11 protein-coding genes and 2 pseudogenes are annotated in these 14,216 nt (G+C 69.4%); 4 read left to right on the forward strand and 9 right to left on the reverse strand.

The annotated features are described in order from the left end of the window. The first annotated feature begins 5 nt into the window (after positions 1-5). Positions 6-455 (forward strand): GNAT family N-acetyltransferase, encoded by a 450-nt coding sequence (locus HOV77_RS23805; RefSeq protein ID WP_290865217.1) that lies wholly within the window; start codon positions 6-8, stop codon positions 453-455. A gap of 140 nt (positions 456-595) precedes the next feature. Here the strand turns inward: HOV77_RS23805 and HOV77_RS23810 are convergent, their stop codons facing one another. The 5 genes and pseudogenes from HOV77_RS23810 to HOV77_RS34820 form a co-directional block, all read right to left on the reverse strand. Beyond that, entirely contained in the window at positions 596-1,456 is an 861-nt protein-coding gene (locus HOV77_RS23810) for an RNA polymerase sigma-70 factor (RefSeq protein ID WP_290865219.1), read from the reverse strand. Continuing rightward, entirely contained in the window at positions 1,453-2,370 is a 918-nt protein-coding gene (locus HOV77_RS23815) for an NAD-dependent epimerase/dehydratase family protein (RefSeq protein WP_290865221.1), read from the reverse strand. The genes HOV77_RS23810 and HOV77_RS23815 overlap by 4 nt, the downstream gene beginning before the upstream one ends. A 72-nt stretch (positions 2,371-2,442) precedes the next feature. Continuing rightward, positions 2,443-4,212, reverse strand: a complete 1,770-nt coding sequence (locus HOV77_RS23820; protein WP_290865223.1) for a hypothetical protein — start codon at positions 4,210-4,212, stop codon at positions 2,443-2,445. Positions 4,213-4,312: 100 nt separating this feature from the next. After that, positions 4,313-5,335: pseudogene (locus HOV77_RS34815) on the reverse strand (chitinase); the annotation flags it as partial. Positions 5,336-5,644: 309 nt separating this feature from the next. Continuing rightward, positions 5,645-6,340: pseudogene (locus HOV77_RS34820) on the reverse strand (carbohydrate binding domain-containing protein); the annotation flags it as partial. A 110-nt stretch (positions 6,341-6,450) separates the two neighbouring features. Between HOV77_RS34820 and HOV77_RS23830 the strand changes: the two are divergent. Both HOV77_RS23830 and HOV77_RS23835 read left to right on the forward strand, forming a co-directional pair. Then, entirely contained in the window at positions 6,451-7,800 is a 1,350-nt protein-coding gene (locus HOV77_RS23830) for an FAD-binding oxidoreductase (protein ID WP_290865227.1), read from the forward strand. A 67-nt stretch (positions 7,801-7,867) separates the two neighbouring features. Continuing rightward, positions 7,868-10,186: a polyprenyl synthetase family protein gene (locus HOV77_RS23835; RefSeq protein WP_290865230.1), complete on the forward strand. Its 2,319-nt coding sequence runs from the start codon at positions 7,868-7,870 to the stop codon at positions 10,184-10,186. A 37-nt stretch (positions 10,187-10,223) separates the two neighbouring features. Here HOV77_RS23835 and dusB read toward each other — a convergent pair whose 3' ends face one another. Then, positions 10,224-11,438, reverse strand: a complete 1,215-nt coding sequence (gene dusB / locus HOV77_RS23840; protein WP_290865231.1) for a tRNA dihydrouridine synthase DusB — start codon at positions 11,436-11,438, stop codon at positions 10,224-10,226. Between the two features lie 231 nt (positions 11,439-11,669). Here dusB and HOV77_RS23845 point away from each other — a divergent pair, with 231 nt between their 5' ends. Then, positions 11,670-12,173: an XdhC family protein gene (locus tag HOV77_RS23845; RefSeq protein WP_290865233.1), complete on the forward strand. Its 504-nt coding sequence runs from the start codon at positions 11,670-11,672 to the stop codon at positions 12,171-12,173. A gap of 112 nt (positions 12,174-12,285) precedes the next feature. Here the strand turns inward: HOV77_RS23845 and HOV77_RS23850 are convergent, their stop codons facing one another. The 3 genes from HOV77_RS23850 to HOV77_RS23860 form a co-directional block, all read right to left on the reverse strand. Further along, positions 12,286-12,846, reverse strand: a complete 561-nt coding sequence (locus HOV77_RS23850) for a YceI family protein (RefSeq protein WP_290865234.1) — start codon at positions 12,844-12,846, stop codon at positions 12,286-12,288. Positions 12,847-12,942: 96 nt separating this feature from the next. After that, positions 12,943-13,692, reverse strand: a complete 750-nt coding sequence (locus tag HOV77_RS23855) for an NRDE family protein (protein ID WP_290865236.1) — start codon at positions 13,690-13,692, stop codon at positions 12,943-12,945. Further along, entirely contained in the window at positions 13,692-14,207 is a 516-nt protein-coding gene (locus HOV77_RS23860) for a DUF402 domain-containing protein (protein WP_290865238.1), read from the reverse strand. Before HOV77_RS23860 ends, HOV77_RS23855 begins: the two co-directional genes overlap by 1 nt. Positions 14,208-14,216 lie beyond the last annotated feature (9 nt).

The following is a 14,216-nucleotide window of genomic DNA, read 5'->3' on the forward strand; positions in this document are numbered from 1 at the left end:
GAGCCGTGTCCGATCTTCGCTTCGAACCCGTCGAGTCCGACGAGGTGCTGCTGGACTGGCAGCACGCCCACAACCTGATCATCCCCACCGATCCGCTGTCGGTCGAGGAGATCCGGGTACGCGCTCAGCGGAACCGGCTGGCCGTGGCGTACGCCGAGGACACCCTGGTCGGCAACTACACCGTCCGGCCCCCGGCCGACGATCCGACCACGGCGACGGTGATCGCGCGGGTGCTCCCCGAGCATCGCCGCCACGGGCACGGCGAGCAGATCTACCAGTACGCCGTGGGCGTCGCCGCCGAGCTGGGCGCGACCGCCGTCGAGACCGTCGTACTGGAGTCCAACGTGGACGGCCTCCGGTTCGCGCTGCGGCACGGGTTCACCGAGATCGACCGGTACGTCCTTGACGGACACACCACCGCGTTCGTCGATCTGCGCCGCGAATCGCTCCGCTGAGCGGGACGACGACGCGAGTGGTACGCCATGCACGCTTCCTGAGCCGGGAGAGGTCGCTGACGTACCACTCGAGCGGCGTCCCGACCCGCCCACCGGCGTCCCGACGCCCCCGCCGCGATCAGCGGCCCGATCAGCGGGGGTCAGCGGGTGAGGCCCCCGAGCTTGTCCGGGTTCACCTGCATGCGTACGCCGGTGATCCGGCCGTCGGCGAAGTCGAAGCAGACCACGCCGACCGGCTGGCCGGCGACCCGCCCGAGGATGCCCAGTTCGCCGTTGATCTGGGTGAGCTCCATCGTGGCGTCCTGCGACTCCGGCTTGGCGAAGACCCCGATGAGCCAACGGGCGACGCTGTCGGCCCCTTCGAGCGGGCGGCGGGCCGCGGTGACCTTGCCGCCGCCGTCGGACCAGCACACGACGTCCGGGGCCAGCAGTTCCATCATCGCGTTCAGGTCGCCCCCGACACAGGCTTGCCGGAACCGGTCCACTGCTTGATCGCGTACCCCTTGGTCGACGTCGAAGCGAGGACGGCGGGCCGCGACATGCGCGCGGGCCCGGGCTGCGGTCTGCCGGACCGCGACCTCCGACTTGTCCAGAATGGCGGCGATCTCGCCGTGGTTGTAGCCGAAGACGTCGTGGAGCAGGAAGACCGCGCGCTCGGCCGGGCTGAGGGTTTCCAGGACGACGAGCATCGCCATCGAGACGGAGTCGGCCATTTCCGCCTCCTGTCCGGCGTCCGGCGCGGTGAGAATCGGCTCGGGGAGCCACGGCCCGACGTAGGTCTCGCGGCGGGCGCGGGCCGAGGTGAGCTGGTTGAGCGAGAGATTGGTGATCGTCTTCACCAGGTACGCCCGCGGGTTGGCGATCTGCTCGCCGTCCACGTCGCGGCTGCGCAGCCAGGCCTCCTGGACGATGTCCTCGGCATCGGCGACGCTCCCCGTCATCCGGTAGGCGACGTCGAAGAGCAGCCGCCGATGCTCGGCGAAGACCTGGGTGTCGATCATGCGGCCAGGCTAGCCGCCTCCGCTCGCAGACCGTCGGCGACGGTCGGGTAAGTCGGGGTCCAGCCCAGCTCACGGCGGGCCTTCTCGGTCGAGACGCGCAGGTTCGTCTTCAGCATGACGTGCAGGTACGGCATCACGACCATCGCCCAGACCGGCACGGTGAAAGGCTTGGGCGTGTGGAAGGCCGCCGCGATCTCCCGGGTGATACCGCCGAAGCCGATCTCGTCGTCGACGATGTTGTACGCCTCACCCGGCCGGCCCTTCTCGACGGCGGCGACGACGGCGTCGGCCGCGTCGGCGAGATGCACCCACGGCAGGACCCGGCCGTCGTCGTTGAACGCCGGCATCTGCCGCTTCCGCAGCATCTCCACCATGGTCTCGGTCCCGCCCGGTCCGTAGAACAGCCCGAACCGCAGCGAGATCGCCTCCAATCCCGACTCCAGCGCCAGCTGTTCCTTGGCACGCATGCCTTCCAGGTGCCGGTTGATGTTCGCGTCCGACTCCGGTACGCCGAACGGGTCGGCCTCGGTCAGCACCCGGTCGCCGAAGTCCCGGTAGCCGTAGCCGAAGGCGATGTTCTCGCCGACGAACCGGCGTACGCCGGCCAGCTTGGCCGCCTCGATCAGGTTCGCCGTTCCGGTGGTACGCAAGTCGTCGGTGCCGAACATGCCCTTGTGCGACATCGGCGGCTTCTTCAGCGCAGTCGCCGCGTGCACCACGGTGTCGGCCTGGACTCCGGCGAACGCCCGCAACAGGCCCTCCCGGTCGAGCAGGTCGCCCCGGATCTCGTTGCCCTCACCCCGGCCGAGCCCCAGCACGGTGTGCCCGGCCTCGGTCAGCGCGCGGCGGATGTGCCGGCCGAAGGCGCCACTGGCTCCGGCCACGATCACGGTCTGGTTCTTCATCTCGGTCATACCCATCAGACAGGGCAGCCTCCCGAAGCGTGACATACCCCGGTGTGAGCCCGGCCACTCCCCGCTGCTGAGTCAGACCGGCTCGACGGTGATGATCACGGACGGCGTCTCGTGCGGCTTCGTCAGCAGCACCCGGCCGCTGGGGTGGACCGTGATCGTCCAGCGTTCGTCCTGGCGGCCGGGGTCGGAGACGCCGAACATCAGCGGATCGCCGGTCCACGACGCCCGGAAGTCCCGCAGCAGCGTGGCGACGTGGAGGTAGCTCGCGCAGGAGGGGTCCGGGCAGCGTACGAGGCGGACGTCGACCTGGTCCGAGCCGGCCGGTTCGGTGACGACGGCGTAGAACCCGCCCTCCGGCCGGGCCGCCACCACGGCCGGCGTCAAGCCCCGGCACGACGAGAACGAGCACAGCGGCACTCCGGGGACCCGGGGCGCGCGGACGAGATCCTCGATCGCCGGCGCGTCCTCGTCGGTCTGACCTTGGGGGATCAGCTTCGTCTGCGCGCAATCGGGGCGTACGCACCAGCCGAGCCAGCCGTGCTTGGCGACATCGCGGTAGACGACGAAGAGCCGGCCGTGCCGGTCGACTCCGGCCGAGACGACGTCGTCACCGCTGATCGCCGCCGACGGGAATCGGCCCAGCTCGACTATGGTCGCCGTACGGCAGGACTCGTCGCGGCAGCGCAGCAGTCGCAGCGAAATCGTCGCCCCCGCGGACGGCGTGGCCTGGGCGAGGACGATTTCGCCTTCGTCATTGGCGATGACGGCGGCGGCCGAAGCGTCGCGGAGCAGTTCGACGCGGCCCGCCGACTGCCCGCCGACGCAGTGCCGGGCGGGATCGCAGACCGTCAGCAGCCCGTCGGACAACACGGCGACTGTGCCGTCCCGGCGTACGGTGGCACTGGCGGTCGACATGATCCAGGGCAGACGGGTGAGGCGCGTCGCCGAGCAGCGATCGTCGAGGCAGTCCTCGATCCCGATCGTCGTGACCAGCACCGGATGGTGCGTGGGCGGCCAGCCGACCGCGAGCACCGACCCGCCGGTCCGGTGCTCGTGGTGCACCTGCGTGAGTAGGTGGCTGGACACGATCGCACCTGTGACTGCGGTGGGCAGCAGGAGAAGCATCGCCGCGCCGACCAGCGCCACCCGGCCCGGCCGCACCGTCGACCGGGGTGCGAGTTCCGGGATGGGACGCGTACGCCGATAGATCTCCAGCAGCGTGATCGACGGAAGCACCACCGCCGTCGCGGCGACCAGGGTCAGCAGCAGGTCGACGGCCAGCCCGGTCGGCGTGGACGCCGCATGGAGATACCGATCCGGCAGGCCGAGCGCCACGACGGGAGCCACCACGCCGAAGGCGAACAGCACTCCCATGTCCCAGCGTTTGCCGCGCAGTTCGGCGTACGTGGTGAAGGCGGCGAAACCGGCCTGCTCGACGACGGCGACCGTGGCCGACAACGCGAAGTTGGTGGCGACTCCAATGAGGATGATCGCCACGAGGGTCACGACGAGGACGACCACCATCGGCTCGCCGGGCAGCAGCGTACCGGCCAGGAATCCGCAGATGATCAACGGCGCCACGTACGCCGCCACCCCGAGCAGGGCCACCGGCAGCGCCCGGATCGCGCGGCGAACCGGACGGGGGCCGCCGTCGAGCAGGGCGATCCCGGTCAGCGTGGTGATCGTCCAGCCGAGCGCGAGAACGATCGTGATGAACCAGTCGTCGCGAGCGAAGACCAGTACGCCGTCGGCCACCCGGGCGTCGGCGTCGGCGAGCAGATGCCACCCCGTACGCACGAGCAGCAGGGCGACCACCGCCGGGGTCAGTCGCAACGCGCGCATGGCCGACAGCGTATGCGCTCGGCGCTGGATCAGGGTTCCCGGTCGAATCACGCTCCAAGATTCGACCCAGAACCCTGATCCAGCCCCAAAAAACGGGGGGTTAGGGGAGGGAGTTCAGATAAGGCTCGTGGCTGTTCATGAACTCCCAGCCGTAGTAGCGGTCCCAGTTGATGGACCAGGTCATGAGGCCCCGCAACGCGGGAGAGGTTCCGCCACGCAGGGTGTAACCGCCGCAGTTCGTTCCGCGTACCAGACAGTCCAAGGCCTGATGGATCGCGGCGGGTGAGGTGAACCCGTTGCCTGCGCTGACCGCGGCCGGGGTGCCGAAGGCGATCTGGTCCTCGCGCAGCGCGGGGAAGGTGAAGCCGGTGCCCGCGACCGGGAAGCTGGCGGCGAGCATGTCGGTCATCGCGATGTGGAAGTCCGCGCCGCCCATGGTGTGGTACTGGTTGTCCAGGCCCATGATCGGTCCCGAGTTGTAGTCCTGCACGTGGAGGACGGTGATGTCGTTGCGCAGCGCGTAGATCACCGGCAGGTACGCGCCCGCGCGACGGTCACAGCCACCGCAGTTGCCGCCGTAGAACTGGTAGCCGAGCTGCACGAAGAACGTCTCCGGTGCCATCGTCAGCACGAATCCCGAGCCGTAGCGACTCTTCAGCGTGCGCAGCGCCGAGATGAGGTTGACGATGACCGGCGTGGTCGGGCTGGCCACGTTGTTGTCGCCCGCGTTGAGGGTGAGCGAGTGGCCCTCGAAGTCCACGTCGAGCCCGTCGAGTCCGTACCGGTCGATGATCGCGCTCACCGAGCTCACGAAGGTGTCCCGCGCGCCCGTCGTGGTGAGCTGGACCTGGCCGTTCTGCCCGCCGATGGACAGCAGCACCTTCTTGCCCGCGGCCTGCTTGGCCCGGATCGCCGCGATGAACTGCGCCTCGGTTTCGACGCCGGGGCATTCGCTCGCCGGGCACAGCTGGAAGCGGATGTCGCCCGAGGTCACCGAGGTCGGCTCGCCGAAGGCCAGGTTGATGATGTCCCAGGCGTCCGGCACGTCGGCCATCTTCATATACCCAGACCCGTTCGCGAAGCTCGCGTGAAGATAGCCGATCAGCGCGTGTCGCGGCAGGCCCGTCGAACATCCGGTGGTCGTCCCGCTCACGGCCGCGCTTTTCGCGCTCTCGCCATTCGAGTTGTACGCCGAAAGGCTGTAACTGTGACTGCTACAAGCGCCGAGGCTCCCGATGGTCGCAGTCGTGCCCGTCACGGTGGTCACGAGGGAAGTGCCCTCGTAGACCCGGTACCCGGTCGCACCGGCGGCGGCCGTCCAGCCCAGCGAGATTGAGTTCACCGTGGTGGCGGTGACGTTCAGTCCACTGGGGACGGGCGGCACGGTCGTGCACCCCGTCGTCGTGGCGCTCGCCCCGGCGCTCTTGGCGCTCTCGCCGACCGAGTTGTACGCCGCGACCGTGTAGGAGTGGCTGGTGCACTTGGTCAGCCCGCTGATCGTGGCGCTCGTCCCGGTGACCGTCGTGACCAGGGTGCCGCCTTCGTAGACCCGGTACCCGGTCACCGTGCCGGAAGCGGCGGCCCAGGACAGGGCGATCGAGGTGTCGGTGACCGTGCCGATCGTCGGGGTGCCCGGCGTACCGGGGACGCTGGAGCCGCCCGGTCCGTCGAGGGAGATGTCGTCGGCGTAGTAGGTGCCCTGGCCGTACCAGCCGTGGGTGAACACCTGCACGCTCGTTTGCGCCGCGGTCGTCGTGAAGTTCACCGTGAGCTGCGTGTACGCCGCGGCCGACGGTGTCCACGTCGACGCACCGCCGACGATGCCGAGGTAGACGTAGTTGCCCCGGACCCACCCGGTGAGCGAGTACACCGTATTCGGCAGCACGGCGACGGTCTGCGTGCACTGCGCGTTGTCGCTGCTGCTAGCCGCGCCCGCGAGGGCATGACCGCCGCTGTGGACGGGAGTGCTGACAACCGAACCCGCGCTGCAAGTCCAGGGGGAGAGCGTCCCGGTCTCGAAGCCGGGGTTGCTCAGCAGATTCGCCGCGTACGCCGGGGTGCTGACCGACACCGTCGCCCCCACGACGGCGAGGACTCCGGCAACCGCGATAGATCGAAGTCTCTTCATTCGATAATTATTAGTAAACCTTACTGAGAATGTAAATGCCTACGCGTGCCGGTCACGTGAAGCTTCAAATCCGCTGCGAATGTCGCACCCGGTCGGCAGAATCCCGTCACATGGCACTTTTCATTCCAGACACATTCCGTGGCGAGGTCGTGCGGCCCGAGGATTCTGCGTACGACGAGCTCCGGCAGGTCGTGGCGGGGGACGTCGACAAGCGGCCCGCGGTGATCCTGCGGCCGGTCGACGCCCCGGACGTGGCGGTCGCCGTCGCCGTGGCCCGGGATTCGGGGCTGCCGCTGGCGGTGCGGTGCGGGGGGCACAGCGGTGCCGGGCACAGTGCCGTCGACGACGGCGTCGTCCTCGACGTTCGCAAGCTGAAGACGCTGGAGATCGACGCGGAAGGCAAGACGGCGTGGGCCGGGGCCGGCCTGACCGCCGGGGAGTACACCAAGGCGGTCGGCGAGCACGGGCTCGCCACCGGCTTCGGCGACACCGGGTCGGTCGGTCTCGGCGGCATCACCCTCGCGGGCGGCGTCGGCTTCCTCGTCCGCAAGTACGGCATGACCATCGACAACCTGCTCGCGGCCGAGGTCGTCACCGCCGACGGCGAGATCCTGCACGTCGACGAGACGTCGCATCCCGAGCTCTTCTGGGCGATCCGTGGTGGCGGCGGCAACTTCGGCGTCGTCACGAAGTTCCAGTACCGCCTGCACGACGTCGGCGAGTTCGTCGGCGGCATGCTCATGCTGCCCGCGACGCCGGAGGTGATCACGGGTGCGATCGAGATCGCCTCGTCGGCGCCGGAGGAGCTGTCGGCCATCATCAACGTGATGACCGCGCCACCCGCGCCGTTCATTCCCGAGGAGGTGCGCGGCAAGCTCGTCGTGATGGCCCTGCTCGGGTACGCCGGTCCGCCCGCCGAGGCGGAGAAGGTGCTCGCCCCGCTGCGGGCGTTGGCCACCCCGATCATGGACTCCGTCCGGCCGATGGCGTACGCCGAGATGTTCCCGCCGGAGGACGCCTCGTACCGCCCGACCGCCGTCGGTGAGAACATGTTCGTGGACACTGTGGACGGTTCGGCCGTCGAGGCGATCCTCAAACGGCTCACCGAGAGCGACGCTCCCATGCGGGTCACCCAGATCCGGCCGCTCGGCGGGGCGATGGCCCGAGTGGCTTCCGACGCCACCGCGTTCGCGCATCGGGACGCGGCATACATGGTGAACCTGGCGGCGTTCTACACCAGCCCGGCGGATCGGATCGCCAAGCACGAGTGGATCACGTCGTTCCGGGACCAGCTTGAGACCGGCATGCCGCGGGCGTACGTAGGGTTCGTGGCCGACGCGGACAACCCGGAGCGGGTGCGGGCGGCGTACCCGGCGGCGACCTACGACCGGCTCGTTGCGGTCAAGCAGCAGTACGACCCGGCGAACCTGTTCCGGCTGAACCAGAACATCCCGGCCTGACAGCTGTCGATCGACCCGGCCCTCGTTCGCGGCGGGCCGGGTTGATCGTGCATGCCACCCTGATCGTGTGACCGCGGTCGATCGGCTTCCGGGTCCGTTCCCGTTCGGCCGGGCGGACCTGGAGCCCGAGCGGCTCGGCCACGGCATCGCGCATACGCTGGCCGACTTCGCGCGGTGGAAATCGGCCCACCCCGCGACCATCGCCGCCCACGTCGACCGGTACGCCGACCACCTCGCCGCGATGCGTAGGGCTCCACAAAGGACGTTTTGGGGTCGCAAGCGAACCCGGTCGCCGGAGCAGACCGCGCGGGAAGTCGCCTACTTCGCCGTCTACGACATGAGCGAGATCCCCGACGAGCGGACCATCGCGGAACTGGTCGCGGTGGTGCACGACCGGATGGCCACCGGCCGGCGGATCGCCGCCGACCTCGACCGGTCCCGGGGCGTCAGCGGAGTGCTGGACGCGCTGGAGGCTCGTCTTCCGCTGCTGAGCGGGCTGCCGGAACGGCAGTGGCTGATCGAACGGCTCGACCGGTTGCACCGCAGCCTCCCCGAGACGGTGGTACGCGCCGGCGGCCTGGGCAAGGTCGTGCGGACGATGACCGGCGTGCTCGCGATCGCGGCGTACGACACGTTCGCCGACGGACCGGAGGTGCAACGGGCGCACCTGACTCGGGTCCTGCCCGGGGCGTACGCCTATGGCGCGGCGTACGCGATCGTCGACGACACCCTCCAAGACTTGGCCGGCGACCACCTTCCGGCAGCTGACCGGGATCGGTGCGATCGTCTGCTGCGGCACGGGCTGGCGACCGGCAAATCGATCCCGTACGCCGACGTTCCCGACCATCCGCTGGCCGAACAACTGCACGAACTGTTCGGCGAAGCGCTGCTCTGCTATCCGTACGCCGAGTTCAGGCACCTCTACCACGCCGCTGAGGCGATGTATCTCGCCCAGCACCGCGACGCCGCCCGGTCGATCGCCACCGCCGGACCGGGCGGGCTGGCCGAGATCTACCCCGACGTGTTCGGCAAGGCCGGGATGAGCCGAGTCGTGGCCAACATCCTTGGACGCCGGCACCTGCCCGAGCGGTTCTACGCCCGGTGCCTCAACACGATCCTCGTCAGCCAGTTCAAGGACGACCTGGTGGACCGGGCCGAAGACGGCCGGGCCGGGCGGGTCACCCCGTTCACGGTGCCGCTCGCCGACGGCGACAACCCGTTGTACGACCTGTTCGCGTACGAGGCGTATGTGGGGGAGCAGGTGTTCCAGGGCGACCCCACGGCGGTCGGGGCGTTGACGTACTTCGGCGCGCTCAAACTCGCCACCCACCTCGGCTCCGATCCCGGGCACGTGCCGGAACTGGTGCGCCGCTTCGATCCGACGCCCGAGATCGTGCGCTGCCTCCGCGTCGCCGGGGCCATGCCGCGTACGGTGACCGGGCGGCTCACCCCGGCCGACATGGCCCTCAAACGCACCGCCGGTCGGGTGCTGGCCCGCCGAGATCCCGGCTCGGTCGAGCCCCGGGCGTACGTCCTCGATCGGCTCGGCTACATCGACGAGGTGATCCGGCGGCACCGGCATCCGGGCGAACCGCCGAGCGACGTGGACCGCGTCATCGCGTACACGATGGATGGTGGCGGCAAGCGACTGCGGCCCGCACTGACCCTCATGCTGGCCGACTCGCTGGCCGTGGCGTACCACCGGATCGAGCCCTTGCTCGCCGCGGGCGAGCTGTTCCACACCGCGAGCCTGGTCTTCGACGACCTGCCGGCCCAAGACGACGCGACCTTGCGCCGCGGGCGACCGGCCGCGCACCTGGTGTTCGACGAGGGCCTGGTGCAACTGGCCGGGATCGCGATGCTGTCGGCGGGCTTCGGGGCGCTCGCGAAGCTCGACCGCGAGTTCCCGGCCGCGCGGGTCACCGAGATCGTCGAGTACGCCGGAAGCGTCCTCGGCCCGAGCCGACTCTGTCGAGGTCAGGCGCTCGACCTCCGGCCGGTCGAGCCGGTGACCGCCGAACAGGTGCTGGAGGTGTACGAGCTGAAGACGTCGACCATGCTCGAAGCCGCGCTGGTGCCGCTGATGATGCTGACCGAGCGGCCGGAACCGGAGATCGGCCTGATCCGCGAGTACGCCCGCCACGCCGGAGTGGTCTTCCAGCTGCGCGACGACCTCCTCGACGCGACGTCGGTGGCCGAGCGGTTGGGCAAAGACACTGGTCAGGACGCTGACAAAGCCACCCTCGTACGCCTTCTCGGCGAGCCCGGCGCCGCGCGCGTGATGCTGTCGCATTTGGACGCTGCGGTGGCCGCGTGCGCGGCGCTGCCCTTCGACACCCGGCTGCTCAGCGGGGTCGCTCGGCACTTCGCCTTCCGGCGCGCCTGACTTCTTCGCTTCGGCGCTTTCGCTTCGGGCGCGTGGGTCAGCCGCCGGAGTCGTCGTGCTCGGCGTCCTCCGGCACGGCGTCGGAGTCGCGATCGTCGAGCCAGCCGTAGGGGAGCACGACCTTGGCGGGCGAGTTCGTCCGGCCGCGCGGCTGCCCCAGGTTCGCCTCGGGGAACGGGTGGTTGAAGTCGAGCTTGCCCAGCAGGTCGTCGAGCTCCATCAGCGACGACGACATCGCCATCGCCTGCCGCAGCTGCGGCCCGACCGGGAAACCCTTGAGGTACCAGGCGACGTGTTTGCGGAAGTCGGTGACCGCCTCGCGCTCGGCGCCCCACCACTGGACGAGCAGCTCGGCGTGGCGGCGCATGATGGTCGCGACTTCGCCGAGGTTGGGCATGACCCGCTCCGGCCGTCCCATTGCTCCGGCGGCGTGCGCTGCTCCGGCGGCGTGCGTTTCTCCGGCGGCGTGCGTTTCTCCGGCGGCGTGCGCTGCTTCGGCGGCGTGTGCGCGGAACGCGGCTTCCAGATCCGCGAACAGCCACGGACGGCCGAGGCAACCGCGCCCGACGACGACCCCGTCGCAGCCGGTCTCGCGGACCATCCGGAGCGCGTCCTCGGCCTCCCAGATGTCGCCGTTCCCCAGCACCGGGACGTCCAGCGCCTCCTTGAGAGTCGCGATCGCCTCCCAGTCCGCCTCACCGGAATAGCGCTGCGCAGCAGTACGCGCATGCAGCGCGACCCATTTGGCGCCGGCCTCCTGAGCGATGAGTCCCGCCTCGACGTAGGTCAGGTGGTCGTCGTCGATGCCCTTGCGCATCTTCACGGTCACCGGTATGCCCGCCGGAGCGGCGGCGTCCACCGCGGCCTTGACGATCGACCCGAAGAGGCGGCGCTTCCAGGGGATGGCCGAACCGCCGCCCTTGGACGTGATCTTCTTGACCGAGCAGCCGAAGTTCAGATCGATGTGGTCGGCCAGGTTCTCGTCGACCACCCGGCGTACGGCCTTGGCGGTGATCTCCGGGTCGACCCCGTAGAGCTGCATGCTGCGCGGCTGCTCGTCCGGGGCGAACTCGATCATCTTCTCGGTCTTCGGGTTACGCACCGCGAGCGCGACCGTGGTGATCATCTCGCAGACGTAGATGCCCCCGCCCTGCTCACGGCAGAGCTGGCGGAACGCCACGTTGGTGATGCCCGCCATCGGGGCGAGCACCACGGGCGGATCCACCGGATAACGGCCGAGCTGCAAGGTCACCCGTCAAGAATCCCACATGCGAGGGCTGTGGCCGGAACGCGTATGCGCCGCATCACGCTCTCGGCCCGGCTTTGTCGGCCGGTGGTACGTCACCGACGTGATCATGGTGCGGTTACGTCGGTGACGTACCACCGGCCGCCCGGCGCGCACGCCGATGGCGCCCGCCCGGCGCTCACGCCGACGCCGCGCGCTCGGCGCCGATGGCGCCCGCCCGGCGCATACGCTGGCGGCATGACCTCGCTCGCATGTGACATGGCGCAGGGCCTCGTCCCCGCCGAGACCGGCGACCGTACGCTCGTCGCCGTCTTCGCCTCGCCGGTCGCCGAGTTCCTCCTGCACTTCGGGCAGGACCTGGGCTACCGGACGGTGCTCGTCGAGCCCGATCTGACCCGGATCGGCGGCGTGCATCAGCTGGCGAGCAGCGTCGACCCGTCGTTCGCCGATCCGGCCGCCGACGTCGTCGTGACCGACCACGATCGGCCCGAACTCGGCCCCATCCTCAAGGCGGCGTTGGACACCCGAGCCCGTTGGATCGGGGTGATGGGCAGCGTCCGGCATGCCGCCCAGCACATCCCCGCCCTTCGTGCGCTCGACGTCTCGGAAGAGCAGATCGCTCGCGTACGCCGCCCGATCGGGCTCAACATCGGGTCGAAGTCGCCGGCCGAGATCGCGATCTCGACGCTGGCCGGGTTGATCGCCGATCGCAACGGGCGGCCCGGCGGCTTCACCTTCTGACGGTACGGATGCAAGCAGATCAGGGATACGCATGCCTCGGGTGCCCAAGATCGCATGCGTATCCCTGATCTGCAGCTAATCCCAGCGCCCAAGCGGCGCCGAGCCCCAAGCGTCAGGCGGTCTTGATCGCTGAAAGCTCGAACTCCAGGGTGACCTTCTCGCTGACGAGTACGCCACCAGCCTCGAGGGCGGCGTTCCAGTTCACGTTCCAGTCCTTGCGGTTGACCGTGACGGAGCCCTCGAAGCCGACCCGGGTGTTGCCCCACGGGTCGACAACCGAGCCCTCGAACGAGAACGGGACGGTGACGGGCTTGGTCACGTCCTTGATCGTGAGGTCGCCGGTCAGCTCGAAGGTAGTGTCGTCCACCTGGCGCGCGGAGGTCGAGACGAACTTGATCTCCGGGTACGTCTCCATGTCGAAGAAGTCGTTGCTGCGCAGGTGGCCGTCGCGCTGCTCGTTGCGGGTGTCGATGCTCTTGGCCTGGATCGTGACGGCGACCGTGGAGTTGGCCGGGTTCGACCCGTCCAGGAAGCCGGTGCCCTCGAACTCGTTGAACGCGCCGCGCACCTTGGTCACCATCGCGTGGCGAGCGGTGAAGCCGATGCGCGAGTGGGACGGGTCGAGGGCGTACTGTCCGGTCAGCTCGGCGAGGGAAGCGGTAGCGGTGGTCATCTCTACTCCTTGATAGTTGAACTCTCAACCAACGGGTACAGCCTACCCAAGGTCTTTGAATCGTCAACTATTCCCACGCGCTCGGTCACATGTGAGCTACGCCACACGTACCCACTCGAACCGGTCATCATTCGCCAGAACGGCCGAGAAGTCGTAGCGCACACCATCACGCCGCACCGCCACCAGCGACACGGAGCTGCTGCCCCAGATCTCGCCCGCGCCGAACTCGCGCCGCACGATGAGCGCGCGCGAATCTTCGCGAGCCAGCCCCGCGCCGGTCAGCAGCGGCAGCCACTCACCCCACGCCGCCGCCACCGGCCCGTCGCCCGGTTCCGGTCGCGTCGCCGCCAGGCGCGGGCGGAAGTACTCCAGCCGCTGCCGGATGTCCGTCACAGCCAGCTCGGGCGCGTCCCGCTCGCGGGCGCCGTCCAGGCCCATGTTCGTCACGATGTGCAGGCCCGCGGACAACTCCTGGCCGTCCAGCTCACGACCGTCCCATGACCACACGTGTACGCCGAGAGCAGTGGCCCGGACGAGATGGAACGGGTCGTAGTGCTCCGGATGCTCCAGGGGTGCACCGAGCGGGAGGTCGCCGCGGGAGCGGCGGCCGTCCGCGCCGGCCGACGGGCCGAAGCCGTTGAGCACGCAGGACACCGAGGGCTGCGCTGGATCGACGGCCAGCCAGGTGCCGCCCGCCTGCAAGTCCTGACCGCCGAGGACGCCCGGCCGATCCGGCCAGTACGCCCCGGGAAACCGCCACGGGCGTTCGAGGAACTCGTCGCGTACGCCGACCAGCAGCAACGGAACGACGGAGTCGGGTTCGAAGCTGACGACGACGGTGCACATCAGAAGGCCAGCAGCTCGTCGAAGCCCTGCTGAGCGAGCTTCTCCAACGTGTCGAGGGCCAGTTCCGCCTGGGCGGCCGCGGCCGGGTCGCGCTCGGCCAAGCCGCTGTCGGCGTACTCGTCCTCGTCGAGCCGCAGGATCTTCGTCCCGTCGGCCGACCGCCACAGGTCGAGATCGAGATCCTCGGCCACCACCGACGCCAGCCCTGACGCCACCGCCGAGTCCCCGTCGACGACAGCCGGCCGGCAGATGTCGCAATACCAGCCCTTGCGTACGCCGTCGGCCCCGACGACCTCCTTCACCGAGTACCACCGGTCGCGCCAGTAATGCTCGGTGAACACGTCACCCGGCTCGAACCAGACGTACCCCAGATCCTTCGGGCCGTCCCCGGCGAACTCGGCCCGTACGGCGAGATGCGTGCCGTCGTCGTCGACCACCGTCGCCGCGTACGCCAGCTTCTCGCGGCCGTATTTGACCAACCGAACCATGACTTCCCGACCCGGAGCAAGCCTCATGATCCGAAG

The organism is Hamadaea sp. (genome assembly GCF_013362815.1).
GTDB lineage: Bacteria > Actinomycetota > Actinomycetes > Mycobacteriales > Micromonosporaceae > Hamadaea.

Excerpts from the sequence above, each read along its gene's own strand:
- HOV77_RS23815 (WP_290865221.1), bottom strand. The coding sequence starts at position 2,370 with ATGACCGAGATGAAGAACCAGACCGTGATCGTGGCCGGAGCCAGTGGC.
- HOV77_RS23855 (WP_290865236.1), bottom strand. The coding sequence starts at position 13,692 with ATGTGCACCGTCGTCGTCAGCTTCGAACCCGACTCCGTCGTTCCGTTG.
- HOV77_RS23810 (WP_290865219.1), bottom strand. The coding sequence starts at position 1,456 with ATGATCGACACCCAGGTCTTCGCCGAGCATCGGCGGCTGCTCTTCGAC.
- HOV77_RS23860 (WP_290865238.1), bottom strand. The coding sequence starts at position 14,207 with ATGAGGCTTGCTCCGGGTCGGGAAGTCATGGTTCGGTTGGTCAAATAC.
- HOV77_RS23830 (WP_290865227.1), top strand. The coding sequence starts at position 6,451 with ATGGCACTTTTCATTCCAGACACATTCCGTGGCGAGGTCGTGCGGCCC.
- HOV77_RS23845 (WP_290865233.1), top strand. The coding sequence starts at position 11,670 with ATGACCTCGCTCGCATGTGACATGGCGCAGGGCCTCGTCCCCGCCGAG.
- HOV77_RS23820 (WP_290865223.1), bottom strand. The coding sequence starts at position 4,212 with ATGCGCGCGTTGCGACTGACCCCGGCGGTGGTCGCCCTGCTGCTCGTG.
- HOV77_RS23850 (WP_290865234.1), bottom strand. The coding sequence starts at position 12,846 with ATGACCACCGCTACCGCTTCCCTCGCCGAGCTGACCGGACAGTACGCC.